Source organism: Serratia sp. TSA_105.2 (assembly GCF_052692115.1).
On record NZ_JBQZFT010000003.1, the window covers coordinates 120,923 to 138,480 of the forward strand.

Genomic DNA, 17,558 nt, shown 5'->3' on the forward strand with positions numbered 1-17,558 from the left:
TGCTGGCGTTGCGGCTGCGCCTGAGATAACGTCTCGCTCATGCTTTTCGCTGAGGTTTCAAGCTGCCGCCATGAGTTCAACCGCGATTTCCCGGCTTATCCATCCCTTTGTCAAAGACCGTTTCCTGCATGTGCTGTTGCTGGCCGGCGCAGCGATGTTCGCCTTTCATCCGCAGCCGCTGGCGGCGGTGGGCGGTTTCATCGACGGCCGCACCCTCATTACTCTGTTGGGGCTGATGCTGCTGACCAAAGGCGTTGAGGTCAGCGGCTACTTCGACTTCGTGGGCCGCAAGATTATCAACCGGTTGCACAGCGAACGGCGGCTGGCGCTGTTCCTCGTGTTTTCCGCTGCGCTGCTGTCGTCGTTTCTGACCAACGACGTGGCGCTGTTTATCGTCATTCCGCTCACCATCACGCTGAAAAAACTGTCGGCGCTGCCGGTTGGCCGTTTGATCATCTTTCAGGCGCTGGCGGTGAACGCCGGTTCGCTGCTGACGCCGATAGGCAACCCGCAAAATATCCTGCTGTGGAGCCGCTCCGGCCTTTCTTTCCTCGGCTTCATCGGCCAGATGGCGCCGTTTGGCGCCGCGATGATGCTGAGCCTGTTGGTGTTGACCTGGTTCAGCTTCCCGGCGCGCGACATCGTGAAAACGCCGAATACCGAGGGCTACCCCTATCAACGGCCGCTGTTGCTGAGCTGCGTGGGGCTGTATGCGATCTTCCTGCTGTGCCTGGATATCGGTCTGCCGCTGTATGGGCTGCTGGCGGTGTTCGCCGGCTTTTTGTTGCTGGCGCGCCGGGTGCTGTTGCAGATCGACTGGAGCCTGATTTTCGTGTTCGCCACCATGTTTATCGATGTCGGCCTGTTTACCCGCCTGCCGCCGCTTCAGCCAGCGTTTGCCGCTATCGCCGGGCTGAACGACGGCGGGGTGTATGCGCTGGGCGTCGGGCTGTCACAGATCGTCAGCAACGTGCCGGCCACCATTTTGCTGCTCAACTATGTGCCCTCCAGTGCGCAGTTGGCCTATGCGGTTAATGCCGGCGGCTTCGGGTTGGCGATCGGCTCGCTCGCCAACCTGATTGCGCTGCGCATGGCGGGGGAGCGCAAGATCTGGTTGCGCTTCCACTATTACTCGCTGCCGCTGCTGGCGTGGGCCGCGCTGGTCGGCTGGCTGTTGAGCTAACTCTGATTACCGCTCTGCCGGGCGGCCAACAGGCAAATGCTGCGGGTTACCTGATAGGATTTCACGAAGGCGCTGACGGGTAAAAACTCGAAGCGCGAGTGGAAGTTATGCGCGCCGGTGAAGTAATTGGGCGTCAGGATGCCGCGGCTCGAGAGCGCCGCGCCGTCGGTGCCGCCGCGCATCGGGATCACCTTTGGCGGGATGCCGTGGGCGGCAAGGGCGCCAAAGATCAGATCGATGGCGCGCCGATCTTCGCCGATGGCGTTGCTGATGTTGCTGTAGATGTCGCTGATGCTGCAGCTGACGTTGGCGCGCGGATAGTTGGCCGCCACCTGACGCACCGTTTCCTCAAGGCGGGCTTTGCGCGTCTCGAAGGTTGCGCGATCGAAGTCGCGAATCGACACCTTCAGCGTCGCCTGATTGGCATTGGCGGCCAGATCGGTGAACCAGAAATAGCCCTCGCGCCCGTCGGTGTGTTCCGGGGTATCCTGTACGTCGAATCGGTTGATGATGTCGTTGGCGATGCGTATCGGGTTGATTAACACGTTTTTCGCCGACATCGGGTGGGCTGTCACCCCCTCGATGCGGATCTCCGCCGACGCCGCGTTGAAATTCTCGTATACCACTTCACCCAGTTCGCAGCAGTCGATGGTGTAGGCGAAATCGACGGGGAAACGCTGCAGATCCAGCGCCTTGGCGCCGCGCAGGCCGATCTCTTCATCCGGCACGAACGCCACCACGATATCGCCGTGGCGATCGGCGGCGGCCAGGTTGGCCAGCAGTGTCATCACCACGGTGACCGCCGCCTTGTTGTCGGCGCCCAGCACGCTGGTGCCGTCGCTGAACAGGATCTCTTCGTTCCGGTAGGGCAGGATCTCCGGGTGCTCGGCGACCCGCAGCCAGATGTCTTGCTCGGCGTTCAGGCATAAATCTTCGCCGGTGAAGCGCAGGCGCTGCGGGCGAATCTCGGGCGACAGGCCGACGTCCACGGTGTCGATATGGGTGATGAAGCCGATGCGCGGCGCGCCGGGCTGGGTGCCGGGCTTGCGGGCGGTGACGGTGGCGTGCTCGTCTATCTGCACGTCGGCCAGGCCGAGCCGGCGCAGCTCTTCCGCCAGCAGCTGCGCCATCTCATGCTGCCCCGGCGTGCTGGGCAGGGTGGTTGCGGCGGCGTTGCTCTGGCTGGTGACCGCCAGGTAGCGGAAGAAACGTTCGGTAAGCTGTTCGGCAATCGGGCTGGTCATCGGAATTCCTCGCGGTTGGCAATCTACCGGTTTTAAAACGAAATCAGCCGTTTGTCCAACGGTGCAATGCGTAAACCGCCAGAATGCGAAGCATCGCGCAGAAACGAAAAATAGCGGTGCAACTAGGAAATAGTCGCAGGTTTCTGCGGCAAAATCGGTGTTAGCTGTGGGCCGGGAAGCACCTACATAACACTTATCTGTCCCTCAAGGATAATTCATGCACACCGGTCACGCTCTGCTTATCACCTTACTGTCCCTGGGCATCTCTCACAGCGCCTGGTCGTCTGCCGATACCGGGCACGCCAACAGCAACGCCAACAGCCGCGAAGTGGCCAGCGCGTTGGGCGGCCTGAAGAACAAAACCTACGAGCTGGAGCAGGCGCCGAAGATCCGCGTCGCCAGCTTCAATATCGCCGCCGGCAAGGTCAGCGACATGACCGCCATTGCCAAGGCGATTCGCGCGATGAACGTTGACGTGGTGGCGCTGCAGGAGGTGGATAAACTCACCGCTCGCAGCGGCCGGGTCGATCAGGCGGCGGAACTGGCGAAGCTGACCGGCATGCAGGCGGTGTTTGGCCGGGCGATCGATTACGATGGCGGCGAATATGGTCTGGCGTTTCTCTCGAAGTATCCGCTGCACGATGCCGTGATCTATCCGTTGCCGTCCGGCCAGCGCGAACAGCGCATCGCCTTCAGCGCCAAGGTTGACGTGCCGGAGTTCCCGGCGCCGATCACCCTGTTCAACGCGCACCTCGATACCAAGGAAGATCCGACGATGCGCCTGGATCAGGTGCGGGAGCTGAACGATCGCGCCATCGAAGTGCGTGGCATCAAGCTGCTGTTCGGCGACATGAACGATGTGCCGGGCAGCGTGACCTGGCTGGAGCTGAGCCGCTATTGGAACGACATCATGCCTAACGGGCTGGACGGCCGCAGCTGGCCGGCGGAAAACGCCGAGATCAAGGTGGATTACCTCTTCACCGGCAACGCGCAGCGCTGGCATCTGGACAGCCTGACGGTGCCGAACGCCAGCGGCGACTGGAACGGCGTGCATTGGCCGGCGGTAAGCGACCACCTGCCGCTGGTGGCGGAGATGCGCCTGACCGAGCAATAAGCGGGTGGGGTTCCATTGGGGCCGCGCTAAGCCACGGCGATCTGTGCCAGCCGCTCGACGGCGCTGCGGATCTCGCCCGGCGTCAGGGCCGAAAAGCCCAGCAGCCAGCCGTCGCGCTGCGCCTGTGCCGTCTGGTATTGTGTCGTCAGCCCGGGCGTGAGGATGCCGAGCTGCCGCGCCTGTCGGCTGAGCGCCGCCTCCTGGCCGGGCGGCAGCCAGACGCTGAGCTGCAGGCCGCCGCCGGCGGGAGCGGCCGTGGCGAAGTGGCCGAGTTTTTCGCGTACTTCCGCCAGCAACGTATCGCGCCGGCTGCGGTAGAGCTGGCGCATGTAGCGGATATGCGCGGCAAAGTGCCCCTGGCGGATGAACTCGGCGGTGACCGCCTGCATCAGCTGCGCGCTGTGGCCGTCATACACCGTGCGCGCGGTAACGAACGCGTCAACCAGCGTGGGCGGGACGATCAGGTACGCCAACCGCAGCGAAGGGAACAGCGATTTGGAGAAGGTGCCGAGGTACAGCACCCGGCCACGGCGATCCAGGCCCTGCATCGCCGGTATCGGCAGGCCGTCGTAATGAAACTCGCTGTCGTAATCGTCCTCGACGATCCAGGCCTGCCGCCTGTCCGCCAGCGCCAGCAGCGCCAATCGGCGCGCCAGGGTGAGCGCTGCGCCGGTTGGGTATTGGTGCGAGGGCGTCAGATAAATCAAACGAGGGTCGGGCAAGGAGGGGTCAGCACGCAGGCCGTCGCCGTCCACTGCGACCGGTGTCAGGGCGGCTCCGGCGCTGATAAAGGCGTTTCTTGCCCCGGTGTAACCCGGTTCTTCCATCCAGACGCTGTCACCGCTGTCCAGCAGCAACGTAGCGATCAGCTGCAGCGCCTGCTGCGAACTGGTCAGCACGATAACCTGCCGTGCATCGCAGATCACGCCGCGCGTTTGGTTGACGTGGGCGGCAATCGCTTCACGCAGCGGCAAATAGCCCTGCGGGTCGCCATAGCGCAGCAGGCTTTCTCCCTGTAGCCGCAGGCGCTGTGCGGTCAGTTGCTTCCACAAGGCCAGGGGAAACGCACGCAGATCCGGCGAACCGGCGGCAAACGCCTGTGGCTGCTGCGGATCGCGGCAGCCGCCGGTTTGCACGATCTGTTGGCCGCGCTGCGAAAGGCGCGGTATGCCGACGCCGGTCGCCGGCGGCGGTGATTTGGCGATGATAATCGCCACAAAGGTGCCCTGGCCGACGCGGCGCTGCAGATATCCCTCCGCCTCCAACTGACCGTAGGCCGCTTCGACGGTTACCCGCGAGAGGCCCAGATCGCTGGCCAGCACCCGGCTGGAAGGCAGGCGTTGCCCAACGCTCAATGCACCCTGGTGGATGGCCTGCCGCAATGCGCCGCACAGGCGATCGCGCAGCGTGCCGGCGGCGTGGGGCGATTGCTGAAACAACGTGACCAGCGAGTGCCGCATAATGGGTCTTATCACGGTTGGTAAATGGGTATCAATCATAAGACCAAAATGGGGCACTATTGTCATCTGTCTTGATGCACGGGAGTGAATGGTATGTCGAAAGAATCATTGGTGCTGGCTTTTCCGCCGGCGGCGCCGGAAGAGAGCTTGGCCTACCTGGCGGCCAAACTGAGCCGCTATGCGGATGCCTGGGACGTGGCGGAGGATCTGCGCAATGGCGTGGACGGGATGGTGGTGATCGACACCCGCGCGGAGGCGATGTACGCCGCCGGGCATATTCCCGGTGCGCTCAGTTTGCCGCATCGCCTGATGGATGAAGCCGGCACGGCGCAGCTGGATCGCGAAAAAGTGTATGTGACCTACTGCGACGGCATCGGCTGCAACGGTTCCACCAAGGGCGCTTACAAGCTGGCGAAGCTGGGATTCCGGGTGAAGGAGCTGATCGGCGGGCTGGACTTCTGGCTGCGCGACGGCCATCCGTTGGCCATCGGCGAACAGCCGGGATCGTTGCGCGATCGGGCGGCTGTTGAGGATTGCGGCTGCGCCTGAGGCGTTAAAACACCAGCGCCAGCACGACGGCCAGCGCCAACAGCAGCAGGATCAACGCGACGGCGGGTTTGCTGAGCGCTTTTTGCAGCGGCAGCGGCAGGGCAGCGATCAGCGGGTTGAGCAGCGGCTGCGGATCGACAGGGTGGCTGACGATAGCCTGGGCCTGGCCGGCTTTTTCCAGGCGGCGGGCAAACAGTTGATGAATGGCGTCGCTCATTTGCGGATGCGTCAGCGGCGCATTGGCGCCGCAGTTGAAGCGCGCCTGGCAGTAGTCGTTCATCTGCTGCAGCTCTTGCTCGTCCGCCGGCTGTTTGAGCGCCGCCAGCAGATTGTTCAGCGTCGGTGCGCTCTGCGGGCTGAGGGCCACCTTCACTTGCAAGAATTGGTTTAACAGCTGGAAGTGGCGCGCCGGCAGCGGATCGTTGGTTTTCACGCCCGCCAGATCAAACAGCGTTTGCCAGATTTTAGCCGGCGCTTCACCGGTGGCGGCGCTGAGTTTGGTTATCTGCTGCTGCAGGCTCTGATGCTCTGCGGGCAGCAGCGGGCGATCGCTGGTGGCGGTTTGCTGCGGCTGGGGAATGGCCAGGCCGCCGGTCTGCAACAGATTCAGCACCTGCTGCAGCTGTGGTGGGCTCAGCTGGCTCAGTACCGTGTGGCCGAACTGCTGGCGAATAAAGTCGCTGACCGCCTGGCGGTTGTTGCCCTGCGGCAGCAATTCGGCCAGCTGTTGCAACAGCTGGCGTCCGGCGTGGTTTTGCTGCGCCTGCGTCAGGCGCGTTTGCAGCAGCTGTTCCGCCGGTTGAAAATGGCGCGCCAGCAGTTCACCGCCGTTGTCGGCGCCGAGATCGTGGCGCAGAGTTGCCCAGATCTCCGCCGACTTTGCCGGGCTGAGCGTCATGATTTTCACGATCAGCTTTTCCAGCGTCGTGCGCTGTGCCGGAGAGAGGGGTTGATCGTCAGTGGCCGCCGTTTTGCCCGGGGAGGGAGGGCGTTCGCCGGCGATTGGGGTGCCCGGCCCACTCAAAGGTTGCATATCACCAGTCCTTCGCTGTGTATCCCCGCAGAATGCCTGGAGGAGAGAATCATCATCGTACCCGGCGAAAAGCGCAGGCTTACCCACTATGATACCTGTAAATCACCGCCATCAATACCGTCGCTCAGACATTTCTTTACCGACAAAACGTTGCTAATCGCGCCCGCGTCGCTAAGATAACCCCAGACCCGAACATGAGGATGGCATGGTTAAACGGCAGCGGATTGCAAAATGGTTTTTATGCCTGGCTTGCCTGGTGGTGCTGACGTGCATGACCCAGCGCATGGCGGGCCTGCATGCGCTGCAGCAAACGCTGGGGATCCCGGCGGCCACCGCCGTTCAATCCGGTGACGCCGCCGCTGAAGCGCAGCCGACGCCCTGTGAACTGAGCGCCAAATCATTGCTGGCCGCGCCGCCGGTGATGTTCGAAACCGTGCTGTTCGGGCTGGGCCTGCTGCTGGCGCTGTTGGCGCCGACCATCGCCGCGCGCCTGCGCATTCCTCCTCCTCGTGCCATTTCACCGCCCACCCTCAGGGTGCACCTTCGATTATGCGTTTTCCGTGAATGAGTTAATCGCCCGTTTTTCGCGGTGAATTAATCATTTATGGAGAATTAACATGTTGAAAATTATCAGGCTGGCCTGCGCTTGCCTGTTTATGCTGTGGCTGCCTGCCTTGCAGGCGGCGGACAGCGGCTGGCTGCAAAATCCGGCCAACGATCATGCCAAGGTGCGGCTGCGTGCCGACACGTCACAGCCGGGGCAGACTCGCCTGCTGCTGTCGGTCGAGCTGCAAAAGGGCTGGAAAACCTACTGGCGTTCCCCGGGCGAAGGCGGCATCGCGCCGGCTATCGTCTGGCAGGGCAACCCGCCGCCGGCGACCTGGCACTGGCCGACGCCGCAGCGTTTCGAAGTGGCCGGTATTTCCACCCAGGGCTATCACGATCGGGTCACGCTGCCTATCGTGATGTCAGGCCAGGTAGCCGGCCCGCTGGCGGGCACCCTGACGCTATCCACCTGCAGCAACGTCTGCATTCTGACCGACTACCCATTCAGCCTGGATCTGACGACGCCGAACGATCCGCAGTTTAACCACGACTTCGCGCAGGCGATGGGGCAGGTGCCGATCGCCGCCGGGGTGGCGGAGAGCGTCAAGGCTGGTTACCGCAACGGCGAGCTGCAGATTTCCGCCGAACGCGCCGCCGGCTGGCAACAGCCCGCGTTGTTCTTCGATACGCTGGCGGATGCGGATCTCGGCAAGCCACAGGTCGAGACCGACGGCGCTCAGCTGTTGGCGCGAGTACCAGTCAGCGACGGTTGGGGCGATGCGGCGCCGGATCTGCGCGGCAAAACGCTGACGCTGGTGATCGACGACGGCGGCATGGCGCAGCAGATTACGCTGCCGATTGGCGATCCGCTGGCCGCACCCGCCGGTGCGGCATTCCCGCTATGGCAGGCGGTATTGATGGCGCTGGCGGGCGGGTTGATCCTCAACCTGATGCCGTGCGTACTGCCGGTGCTGGGCATCAAGCTTGGCTCCATCCTGCAGGTGGAACGGCGCGATCGGCGCAGCGTGCGTTTGCAGTTCCTGGCGTCGTCGCTGGGTATCGTCGCCTCGTTTATGGCGTTGGCTTTGCTGATGACGCTGCTGCGGCTCGGCAACCATGCGCTCGGCTGGGGCATTCAGTTCCAGAATCCGTGGTTTATCGGCTTTATGGTGCTGGTGACGCTGCTGTTCAGCGCCAACCTGTTTGGCCTGTTCCATCTGCGCCTCTCGTCCGATCTGAACACGTCGCTAGCCACCCATAATGGACACGGTCTGAGCGGCCATTTCTGGCAGGGCGCGTTCGCCACGCTGCTGGCGACGCCGTGCTCGGCGCCGTTTCTTGGCACGGCGGTGGCCTTCGCGCTGGCGGCGTCGCTGCCGGTGCTGTGGGGCATGTTCATCGCGCTCGGCATCGGCATGAGCCTGCCGTGGCTGCTGATCGCCGCCTGGCCATCGCTGGCGCTGCGCTTGCCGCGCCCTGGCCGCTGGATGAATACCGTCAAGCTGGCGATGGGGCTGCTGATGCTGGCGTCGTCGCTGTGGCTGCTGAGCCTGCTGAGCAACCATATCGGCGTGCAGGCCACGCTGTGGCTGGGGGCGTTGGCGCTGCTGGCGTTACTGCTGGCGGTGTGGCGTCAGCAGGGCGCACGATTGGCAGCCAAGCTGGCGGCGGGCACGTTGGTGTTGGCGGGGGTGGCCTTACTGGCCGGATCGCTGACCGCCGGCCTGTGGCGCCAGCCGTTGCAGGATCGGGTTCAGTGGCAACCGCTGAGCGAACAGGCGATTACCGAGGCGCTGGCCCAGCATAAGCGGGTGTTCGTCGACGTGACCGCCGACTGGTGCGTGACCTGTAAAGCCAATAAATTCAACGTGCTGCTGCGCGATGACGTACAGCGCGCGCTGAGCGCCGACGACGTGGTCGCGCTGCGCGGCGACTGGAGCCGCCCGTCGGCCGACATCAGCGCCTTCCTGCAAAAGCGCGGCAGCGTCGCCGTGCCTTTTAACCAAATCTATGGCCCCGGCAGCCCGGACGGCGAGGTGTTATCCCCGCTGTTGACCCGTGACGCCGTACTGCAAACGCTTTCCCATGCCAAAGGAACCGAACAATGAAAAAGCTACTGATTTTACTGATGATCATCGCCGCCCCTGTGTGGGCCACCGAGCCTTTCACCCCGGCACAAGAGGCGCGTATCAAAGAGATGATCCGTGAAACGCTGGTATCCAACCCGGACATTCTGGCGCAGGCGGTGGACGCCTGGCAGCAGCAAACCGCCGGCCAGCAAATCAGCCAGGCTATCAAGCAGAACGCCAAAACGCTGTACCAGGATCCGGCAAGCCCGCGCCTCGGCGCCGCCAACGCCAAACTGACGCTGGTGACCTTTACCGACTATAACTGCCCGTACTGCAAGCGTTTTGATCCGATGCTGGAGAAGATCGTCAAGCAATACCCGGACGTGGCGCTGGTGGTGAAGCTGTTGCCGTTCAAGGGCGAAAGCTCGGTCAGTTCGGCGCGCGTGGCGCTCACTACCTGGCAACAGCACCCGGATCAATTCTGGGCCCTGCACCAGCGGCTGATGGCGAAAAAGGGCTTCCACGACAACGCCAGCATCGCCGCCGCGCAAGAGAAAACCGGCGTCAAGGCGGTGGCGCCCAGCGAACAGAGCATGACCACGCTGCGCACCAATATGGCGTTGGCGGAGCAACTGGGCGTGCAGGGGACGCCGGCGACGCTGATCGGCGATCGGATGCTGCCGGGGGCGGTGTCGTATGAAGAGTTGGAAGCGATGGTGAAACAGCAGCTGGCGAAGGCCAACAATGGCTAAGCTCAAGCGCTGGGGGCGCGAGTTGTTGCTGCTGGCGCTGATCGCGCTGGCGGTGGTGACGGTGATGGATTGGCTGAACGCGCCGCAGGCGCCGCCGGCCTTCGATGCCCAGACGCTGACCACGCTGGACGGCGAGCGTGTGTCGTTGGCGCAGCTCAGCCATGAGCGGCCACTGCTGGTTTACTTCTGGGCCAGCTGGTGCGGCGTCTGCCGTTTCACTACGCCGGACGTCGCCCGCTTGCAGGCGGCGGGCGGCAACGTGTTGACCGTCGCGCTACGCTCGGGCGACGATCTCCAGGTGAAAAACTGGCTGGCACGCAAACGGCTGGCGCTGCCGGTGGTCAACGATCCGGCCGGTACGCTCTCGGCGCAGTGGCAGATTGGCGTGACGCCGACCTTCGTGGTGGTCTCGCAGGGCAAGGTGGTGCAGAGCACCACCGGCTGGACCAGCTACTGGGGGATGAAGCTGCGGTTGTGGTGGGCCGCCGTCTAACCGGCGTTTTTCTCCGTTATCACTTCCTCAATCGCCCGGCACAGCCGGGCGATACCTTCTTCAATCTGCGGCGGCGAGTTGGCGGCGAAGTTCAGCCGCAGGCCGTGCGCACCCAGCGGTTCCTGCGCATAAAAGCATTCGCCGCGTGCGAAGGTCACGCCGTATCGCCAGGCGACCGGCATCAGCTCGGCGGTGGTCACCGCCGCCGGCAGCGTCAGCCAGATAAACAAGCCTCCCTGCGGCGTTTCAAAGCGGCACCCCGGCGGCAGCCGCCGTTGCAAGGCATCAATCATCACCTCCAGATGGCGGCGGTAGACGCGCCCGGCGCGCCGCAGCTGCTTGTCGTAGCGGCCGACGGTGACGAACGCGTCCAGCGCCCGCTGGATCAGGCTGGAACTGGTGAAGCTGTCGACGTGTTTCAATCGCGCGAAACGCTGATACTGTTCGCTGTCCGCCACCAGATAGCCGATGCGCATGCTGGGCAGCAGCATTTTGGAGAAGGTGCTGACGTAGATCACCGCGCCCGGCGGCGCCAGCGCGCGCAGCGACGGTAGCTGTTTGCCCTGATAACGCAGATCGCCGACGAAATCGTCTTCCAGGATCACCACGCCGGCTTGTTGAGCGATCGCCAGCAGGCGTCGTCGCCGCGCTTCACTCAGGCAACGGCCGGTCGGGTTGTGGAAATTGGGGATGATGTAGATCAGTTTAGGGCGGTGGCGCGCCAGCAGCTCGGGCAGCCGCTCGACCAGCATACCGTGGCGGTCGCCCGGTACGGTGACGATATTGACGCGGTGCTGGCGCAGCAGGCCCAGCGCTTCGGCGTAGGTCGGCTCTTCGACGATCACCGTATCGCCCGGCGCCAGCAGGCTTTGCACCACCAGACTGATGGCGTGCTGCGAGCCGTTGGTGATCAGCACCTGTTCCGCCTGCGTGGGGATGCCCTGTGCGCTGAGTATGCGGCTCAGCGTATCGCGCAGCGGGTAGTAGCCGCAGTATTCCCCGTAGCTGAAAGCCTCTTCCGCATGGCGGCTGAGCACCGACAGCAGCACTTTGCGAAACGCCTCCAGCGGAAACACCTTAGGGCTGCCGACGCCGGCGGCGAAGTTGATCAGCCCCTCCGGCAGCGGGGCGTCGGCGTAGCCGTCCAGCCGCGAGGTGAGGGTGGTGAAGCTCTCCAGCGGGAAAAGGGCATCGCTGGTCGGCCGGGCCGGGCGCGTTTGCGCCTGCGGGTGCGCGACATAGGCGCCGCTGCCGCGCCGCTGAAGCAAAAAACCCTTGGCCGCCAGTTCGGCGTAGGCGTTATCCACCGTTAAACGGCTGACCGCCAGCTCGGCCGCCAGCGTGCGCGTCGAGGGCAGTTTGTCGCCATCCACGAACACGCCGGTGAGGATGGCGCGCCGCAGCGCTTCTTCGATCTGTAAATAGAGCGGAACGTCCTGCTCGCGATCCAACGGGATGTGCATGCGAAATTGGCCCGGTTATGGAGAGAGATTTTTACTATACCCCATGTCAACAGGGCTTCAAGCGCAGAAAAGTGGCCTGCATGACAACACCGCAAAGTGGCTATAGTGAGAAAAAATGGCTGCGTTACACTCTGTGCCTGAGCATTTACGTCGCCATTTCTCCGAGGATCTCATGTCATTACCGTCAGGCGTTTCCGCCCGGCCGGCGCTGCCCGGCGCGCGCCTCTTTCAGGGCAACAGCCAGGGTTACGCCATCGCCATTATCAGCGCCATGCTGCTGGCCTTTACCGCCATCATCATCCGCGCGCTGACCGAGTACTATCACCTGCCGACCTTCGTGCTGGCGTTCTGGCGTGCGGCGCTGGTGGCGCTGGTGCTGTTGCCGCTGCTGTTGCTGGTGAAACCGCAGTGGGCGCGCCTGCGCCGTGAACAGGTGGTGTTCTACGCGCTTTACGGGCTGCTGCTGGCGCTGTTCAACAGCCTGTGGACACTGTCGGTGGCGCTGAACGGCGCGTCGGTGGCGACTATTCTGACCTACTGCTCGGTGGGCTTTACCGTGTTCCTCGGCTGGGTGATGTACAGCGAACGCCTGACGCTGCGCCAATTGCTGGTGATCGCCATTAGCCTGGGCGGCTGCTTCCTGGTCAGCAACGGCGACAGCATGGGGAACAGCCACTTCGATCTGCTGGGGCTGCTGGTCGGGATGCTGTCGGGTATCGGTTATACCCTGTATACCCTCGGCGGGCGGGTGGCCAGCGAACGCGGCTATCCGGTGTGGAACACCATCCTGTACGTGTTCGGTTTTTCGGCGCTGTACCAGCTGGTGTTCAACGCGGCGCTGACGGCGTTCCCGCTGGCGGCGTTCCACGGCATGGCCGGCGACCTGTGGTTCCTGTCGCACGGCGCACAGGGCATTCAGTGGAGCGGCTGGCTGTTGCTGCTGGCGCTGGCCGCCGGGCCGACGCTGCTGGGCTTCGGGCTGTACAATATCAGCCTGAAAACGCTGCCGCTGGCGGTAGCCAACCTGATCCTGTCGCTGGAGCTGGTGTTCACCGCGGTGATCGCCTATTTCCTGCTGGGGGAGAGCATGAATCAGCTGCAGCTGCTGGGCAGCGCGCTGGTGATGGGCGGGGTGCTGCTGTTGAAAAGCAAGACCGCCGAGGCGTGATCGGCTACCATTACGCCTCGCAAGAGAGGCCGTAAGATGAATAACCCGAGATTGAAACGAGCGCTTATCGCTTGAATGGCCGTGTTGAGTGAACGACAACACGGCCACAGACATTCCGTTCCGTGGCTTTTATTCCCGTAACAAGAGAATACGCCATGTCCGAAAAACACTGGTCCAAAACCGAGCTGCTGCATCAGACGGTGACCAACCCGAATATCATCATCAAAGGCACCCACAGCTACTACAGCGACTGCTGGGATAACGGCTTCGAGCGCTCGGTGGTGCGCTATCTGCACGGCGACGCGGTCAGCCGGCAATGGCAGCCGCTGGGCGACATAGACCGCCTGCTGATCGGCGATTACGTGTGCATCGCGGCCGAAGCGGTGATCCTGATGGGCGGCAACCATACCCATCGCATCGACTGGCTGAGCCTGTATCCGTTTATGGCAACCATCAAACAGGCGTACCGCCCCAAAGGCGATACCCGGCTGGGCGACGGTTGCTGGATCGGCATGCGGGCGATGTTGATGCCGGGAATCTCGATAGGCGAGGGGGCGATCGTCGCCGCCGGCAGCGTGGTGGCCGGCGATGTTGAGCCTTATGCCATCGTCGGCGGTAACCCCGCGCGGTTTATCCGTTGGCGGTTCGCGCCGGAGGTCATCGCGCGGTTGCTTGCCTTGCGCCTCTATGACTTGTCCGAGGCGGACTTTGCGGTGATTCAGCCCCTGCTCGCCGATGACGATATCGAGGCGTTGGAAAGGGGAATTGCGGCCCTACGCCGTTAAACACAACGGGCGGGGGATCCCCGCCCGTTTCGCGTTACTCGGCCTTGATCTCGGCCGCCGGTTGGCGGCGTTTGCGCATCAGGCGCAGCAGTGGCGGCAGCGCCAGTACCGCGACCGCCAGCACCAGCAGCGTTTGAGCGATGCTGCTGCTCCACAGAATGCTGAACTCGCCGTTGCTGATCGACAGCGCGCGCCGCAGATTTTGCTCCAGCATCTCACCCAGCACGAAGCCCAGAATCAGCGGCGACATCGGGAAGTGCATTTTGCGCAGGATGTAGCCGAACACGCCCAACCCGACCATCAGCAGCAGGTCGAAGGTGGTGCTGTGCACCGCATAAACCCCCACCGCCGAAACCGCGGCGATCGCCGGCACCAGGAACCACAGCGGGATGGTCAGCATGCGGGTGAACAGGCCAACCAGCGGCAGGTTCATGATCAGCAAAATGACGTTGGCGATCAGCAGCGCGGCGATCAGCCCCCAGACGATATCCGGCTGTTCGGTGAACATCGCCGGGCCGGGGGTGATGTTATACAGCGTCAGCGCGCCCATCATCACCGCCGTGGTGCCGGAACCCGGCACCCCCAGCGTCAGCATCGGAATGAACGAACCGCAGGCCGAGGCGTTGTTGGCCGCTTCCGGTGCCGCTACGCCGCGGATGTCGCCCTTGCCGAAGGTGTCGCTGTTGCCGCTGATTTTCTTCTCGGTCATATAGGTCAGCGCACTGGCGATGGTGGCGCCGGCGCCCGGCAGAATGCCGACGAAGAAGCCGATCACCGACGAACGCAGGGTAGGGCCTGCGCACTGCGCCGCCTCTTTGCGGTTGAACAGCAACCGGCCGGTTTTACGCACCAGTTTTTGCCCGGCGCTGGTGCTTTCCAGCATCAGCAGGATTTCGCTGACCGAGAACAGGCCTATCACCACCACGATAAACTGCACGCCGTCGGAGAGGTGCACGCTGTCGAAGGTAAAGCGGTAAACTCCGGTGTTGGCGTCGACGCCCACCGTCGCCAGCCCCAGGCCGATCAGCGCCGCCAGCAGCGATTTCAGCGGGTTCTGGCTCATCATGCTGCCGAGGCAGGCGATGGCGAACACCATCAGGGCGAAATACTCCGCCGGGCCGAAGGCCAACGACCAGCGGGCCAACAGCGGCGCGAACAGAATGATGCCGCCGATGGCGATCATCGATCCGACGAACGAGCTGACCGCCGAGATGGACAGCGCCACGCCGGCGCGCCCCTGCTGCGCCATCGGGTAGCCGTCCAGCGCGGTCATGATCGCCGCCGCGTCGCCCGGGACGTTAAGCAGTATCGACGAGATGCGCCCGCCGTACTCGCAGCCGATATACACCGTCGCCAGCAGGATCAGCGCCGATTCGGCCGGCAGCTTGAGGGCAAACGCCAGCGGCAGCAGGATCGCCACGCCGTTGATCGGCCCGAGGCCCGGCAGCAGGCCGACGATGGTGCCGACGAAGCAGCCGATCAGGGCGATAATCAGGTTCTGCGGCACCAGCGCCACTTCGAACCCTTGAGTCAAATACATCCAGGTATCCATCATCGCTCCCGTTAGCTCAGCCAGATGCCGAGCGGCAGTGTGACATCGAGAAGTTGGTCAAAGGCGTAATACAGCGCCGCGCCCATGACGACGCCGGAGATGGCCGCCGCCGGCAGGCTGGCCTGAAACAGCAGGCCGATGCTGAACGTCAGCAGCGCGGTCGCCAGCGGGAAGCCCAGCCATTCAAAGCCCCAGGCATACAGCACCAGGGTGATCACCAACACCAGCAGCCGTTGCAGCACCTTGTTGTGCGGCCACTCCACCGCCTGCGGGCGGCGCAACAGCAGCAGGGCCGCGCACAGCGCCATCAGGCTGAGGATCGCCAGCGGGAACGGGCGCGGCCCCAGCGGTTCATAGCTGTATTCGCTTTGGATGCCCCAGCCGATGAAGAGCCCACCGATGCACAGCAGCAGCCAGAAGCCGGCAAAAATACGATCGCTCATGGTTTTCCCCTGCGGTTATTTGGCCAGACCGAACACTTTTGCCTGCTCACGGTATTGAGCAACCTGATTCTTCACGTAGGCATCCAGCTCTTTGCCGGTCATGTCGAATTCGAACAGGCCGCGCAGATCGCGCTGCTGCTTGAATTCGTCGGTCGCCATCATTTTCTGGAAGGTGTCAATCCACCACTGATACTCTTCATCGCTGACTTTCGGCCCGACGTAGAAGCCGCGAATGATCGGCCACACCAGGCTGTATCCCTGCTCTTTGGCGGTCGGAATGTCGGCCAGTTGGCCCGGCAAACGTTGCTCGGCATACACCGCCAGCACGCGGATCTTGTCGCCCTGCAGGTAAGGCACCATCTCGCTCAGGTCACCGGAGACCGCCTGGATATGGTTGCCCAGCAGCGCGGTGACCGGTTCGCCGCCGCCTTCGAACGCCACGTAGCGCATCTTGCGCGGATCCACGCCGACTTCGCGCGCCAGCAGCGCGGTTTTCATCCAATCCTGGCTGCCGATGGAGGCGCCGGCGCCGAACACCACGCTGTTGGGATCTTTTTGGAAAGCGTCCATCAGGTCTTTCAGGGTTTTGTAAGGCGAGTCGGCGCGCACCGCGATCATGCCGTAGTCGGTACCTACCGCCGCCAGCCATTTTACGTCGTCCACGTTGTAGCGGCCGAACTTGCCCTGGGCCAGGTTGAGCAGCGAACCGCCGGAGAAGGCCACCACGGTGCCGAACTCCGCCGGGCGCTGCGCGACGATGGCGTTGTAGGCCACCGCGCCGACGCCGCCGGGCATATAGGTGACGCGCATCGGTTTATCGATGGCCTTGGTATCCTGCAGCGACACCTGAATCAGCTTGCAGGTCAGATCGAAGCCGCCGCCGGGCTTGGCCGGCGCGATGCATTCGGTGCGTTTGGGCGCTTCCACGGCAAAGGCCTGATTGGCCGCCAGCAGCAGGGCGGCGGCGGTAAAGGTACGGGTCATTATTTTTTTCATTGTGACTTGCCCTCGGTATTGTTCTGGTTGTGAAATCCCGCCGGGTGCGGTTGCAGGATTGTTAAAACAACAACCTTTCATTTACCTTTCAGCGGCCGGAAAAGTTTCCAGTCTGTGATTGGGGTCGCTCGTTGCGAGCGAATGGCGGGGGCGCTACCATAGAAATGAAGGCAAGAACAGGGCTCAAAACCGGCCAAAATCCTGCGTAATATCAGGTTTGCCGTTCTGCTTTCGCGATAAAATCATGATCAGTGAAATGAATAGAGACGCAGCAATATGTTTTTGTTAGGGAAATTGTTTGGTGGCAGGGACAACGCTAAAGTGTGCGCGATTAAACGGCTGCCGGAGGTCTATGCGGAGATGGCCGGTGAAGCCGGGCAGTGCCGTTTGAAGCGACTGCGTGCCGACGTTGGCGTGTTTGAGCTGCATTTCGTCAACGCCGACGGTGAAAAATATGCCTGCCAGATGACCGCCTGCGTGACCGGCATCGATCTGGTGTTTGCCGTCAACAATCGCTCCGTGCTGGTTTCTTCGCCGTTTACCGCTGACAAGCTGCGCCCGGTGCTGGACATTGCCGTTGCCGATAGCCCGATTCCGCTGATCTGATACCGCCCTGCGATCGTCCCCCATACGCATAATTGTGTGCCAGCTCCCAAAACGGGCGGCGCGGCGCTCTTTTATCCCCTTATTTTCCATGCCATTCTCTGT

Annotated in this window: 17 protein-coding genes; 10 read left to right on the forward strand and 7 right to left on the reverse strand. The window is 63.0% G+C overall.

Annotation, left to right across the window (positions count from 1 at the left end; translation table 11 throughout):
• Positions 1-70 precede the first annotated feature (70 nt).
• Positions 71-1,183, forward strand: a complete 1,113-nt coding sequence (locus tag ACUTSC_RS11685) for an SLC13 family permease (RefSeq protein WP_443003578.1) — start codon at positions 71-73, stop codon at positions 1,181-1,183.
• On the opposite strand, the gene pepT is transcribed toward ACUTSC_RS11685, so the two are convergent.
• Positions 1,180-2,427, reverse strand: a complete 1,248-nt coding sequence (gene pepT / locus ACUTSC_RS11690) for a peptidase T (protein ID WP_197768193.1) — start codon at positions 2,425-2,427, stop codon at positions 1,180-1,182. The two genes, ACUTSC_RS11685 and pepT, sit on opposite strands and share 4 nt — an antisense overlap.
• Positions 2,428-2,644: 217 nt before the next feature.
• Between pepT and ACUTSC_RS11695 the strand changes: the two genes are divergently transcribed.
• Complete coding sequence (locus ACUTSC_RS11695; RefSeq protein WP_197768192.1) at positions 2,645-3,541, forward strand: endonuclease/exonuclease/phosphatase family protein; 897 nt, start codon at positions 2,645-2,647, stop codon at positions 3,539-3,541.
• Positions 3,542-3,567: 26 nt separating this feature from the next.
• Here ACUTSC_RS11695 and pdxR (ACUTSC_RS11700) read toward each other — a convergent pair whose 3' ends face one another.
• On the reverse strand, positions 3,568-5,001 hold the full coding sequence (gene pdxR, locus ACUTSC_RS11700) for a MocR-like pyridoxine biosynthesis transcription factor PdxR (RefSeq protein WP_197768191.1): 1,434 nt from the start codon (positions 4,999-5,001) through the stop codon (positions 3,568-3,570).
• 93 nt (positions 5,002-5,094) lie between these two features.
• Here pdxR (ACUTSC_RS11700) and ACUTSC_RS11705 point away from each other — a divergent pair, with 93 nt between their 5' ends.
• Entirely contained in the window at positions 5,095-5,550 is a 456-nt protein-coding gene (locus ACUTSC_RS11705; RefSeq protein WP_134268025.1) for a rhodanese-like domain-containing protein, read from the forward strand.
• 4 nt (positions 5,551-5,554) lie between these two features.
• Here the strand turns inward: ACUTSC_RS11705 and flk are convergent, their stop codons facing one another.
• Entirely contained in the window at positions 5,555-6,583 is a 1,029-nt protein-coding gene (flk, locus tag ACUTSC_RS11710; RefSeq protein WP_197768190.1) for a flagella biosynthesis regulator Flk, read from the reverse strand.
• 205 nt (positions 6,584-6,788) lie between these two features.
• Here flk and ACUTSC_RS11715 point away from each other — a divergent pair, with 205 nt between their 5' ends.
• Genes ACUTSC_RS11715 through ACUTSC_RS11730 form a run of 4 tightly spaced genes read left to right on the forward strand, consistent with a single transcriptional unit; the run spans position 6,789 to position 10,443 of the window.
• On the forward strand, positions 6,789-7,151 hold the full coding sequence (locus ACUTSC_RS11715) for a copper resistance protein (RefSeq protein WP_197768189.1): 363 nt from the start codon (positions 6,789-6,791) through the stop codon (positions 7,149-7,151).
• Between the two features lie 49 nt (positions 7,152-7,200).
• Positions 7,201-9,237 carry a cytochrome c biogenesis protein CcdA gene (locus ACUTSC_RS11720; RefSeq protein WP_197768188.1) on the forward strand — a complete coding sequence of 679 codons (2,037 nt, stop codon included), beginning with the start codon at positions 7,201-7,203 and terminating at the stop codon, positions 9,235-9,237.
• Positions 9,234-9,950: a DsbA family protein gene (locus ACUTSC_RS11725; protein ID WP_197768187.1), complete on the forward strand. Its 717-nt coding sequence runs from the start codon at positions 9,234-9,236 to the stop codon at positions 9,948-9,950. The genes ACUTSC_RS11720 and ACUTSC_RS11725 overlap by 4 nt, the downstream gene beginning before the upstream one ends.
• Positions 9,943-10,443: a redoxin family protein gene (locus tag ACUTSC_RS11730; protein ID WP_197768186.1), complete on the forward strand. Its 501-nt coding sequence runs from the start codon at positions 9,943-9,945 to the stop codon at positions 10,441-10,443. The genes ACUTSC_RS11725 and ACUTSC_RS11730 overlap by 8 nt, the downstream gene beginning before the upstream one ends.
• Here the strand turns inward: ACUTSC_RS11730 and pdxR (ACUTSC_RS11735) are convergent.
• Positions 10,440-11,906 carry a MocR-like pyridoxine biosynthesis transcription factor PdxR gene (gene pdxR / locus ACUTSC_RS11735; protein WP_445653343.1) on the reverse strand — a complete coding sequence of 489 codons (1,467 nt, stop codon included), beginning with the start codon at positions 11,904-11,906 and terminating at the stop codon, positions 10,440-10,442. The two genes, ACUTSC_RS11730 and pdxR (ACUTSC_RS11735), sit on opposite strands and share 4 nt — an antisense overlap.
• Before the next feature lie 172 nt (positions 11,907-12,078).
• On the opposite strand from pdxR (ACUTSC_RS11735), the gene ACUTSC_RS11740 reads away from it, so the two are divergent.
• Positions 12,079-13,074 (forward strand): EamA family transporter, encoded by a 996-nt coding sequence (locus ACUTSC_RS11740; RefSeq protein WP_197768184.1) that lies wholly within the window; start codon positions 12,079-12,081, stop codon positions 13,072-13,074.
• Between the two features lie 155 nt (positions 13,075-13,229).
• Complete coding sequence (locus ACUTSC_RS11745; RefSeq protein ID WP_197768183.1) at positions 13,230-13,859, forward strand: CatB-related O-acetyltransferase; 630 nt, start codon at positions 13,230-13,232, stop codon at positions 13,857-13,859.
• A 34-nt stretch (positions 13,860-13,893) separates the two neighbouring features.
• Here the strand turns inward: ACUTSC_RS11745 and ACUTSC_RS11750 are convergent, their stop codons facing one another.
• The 3 genes from ACUTSC_RS11750 to ACUTSC_RS11760 are packed head-to-tail and all read right to left on the reverse strand — an operon-like array spanning position 13,894 to position 16,850.
• Positions 13,894-15,411, reverse strand: a complete 1,518-nt coding sequence (locus ACUTSC_RS11750) for a tripartite tricarboxylate transporter permease (RefSeq protein WP_445653344.1) — start codon at positions 15,409-15,411, stop codon at positions 13,894-13,896.
• A gap of 11 nt (positions 15,412-15,422) precedes the next feature.
• On the reverse strand, positions 15,423-15,854 hold the full coding sequence (locus ACUTSC_RS11755) for a tripartite tricarboxylate transporter TctB family protein (protein ID WP_197768182.1): 432 nt from the start codon (positions 15,852-15,854) through the stop codon (positions 15,423-15,425).
• A 15-nt stretch (positions 15,855-15,869) separates the two neighbouring features.
• Positions 15,870-16,850: a tripartite tricarboxylate transporter substrate-binding protein gene (locus ACUTSC_RS11760; RefSeq protein ID WP_197768181.1), complete on the reverse strand. Its 981-nt coding sequence runs from the start codon at positions 16,848-16,850 to the stop codon at positions 15,870-15,872.
• Between the two features lie 276 nt (positions 16,851-17,126).
• On the opposite strand from ACUTSC_RS11760, the gene ACUTSC_RS11765 reads away from it, so the two are divergent.
• Entirely contained in the window at positions 17,127-17,456 is a 330-nt protein-coding gene (locus tag ACUTSC_RS11765; RefSeq protein WP_197768180.1) for a hypothetical protein, read from the forward strand.
• Positions 17,457-17,558 lie beyond the last annotated feature (102 nt).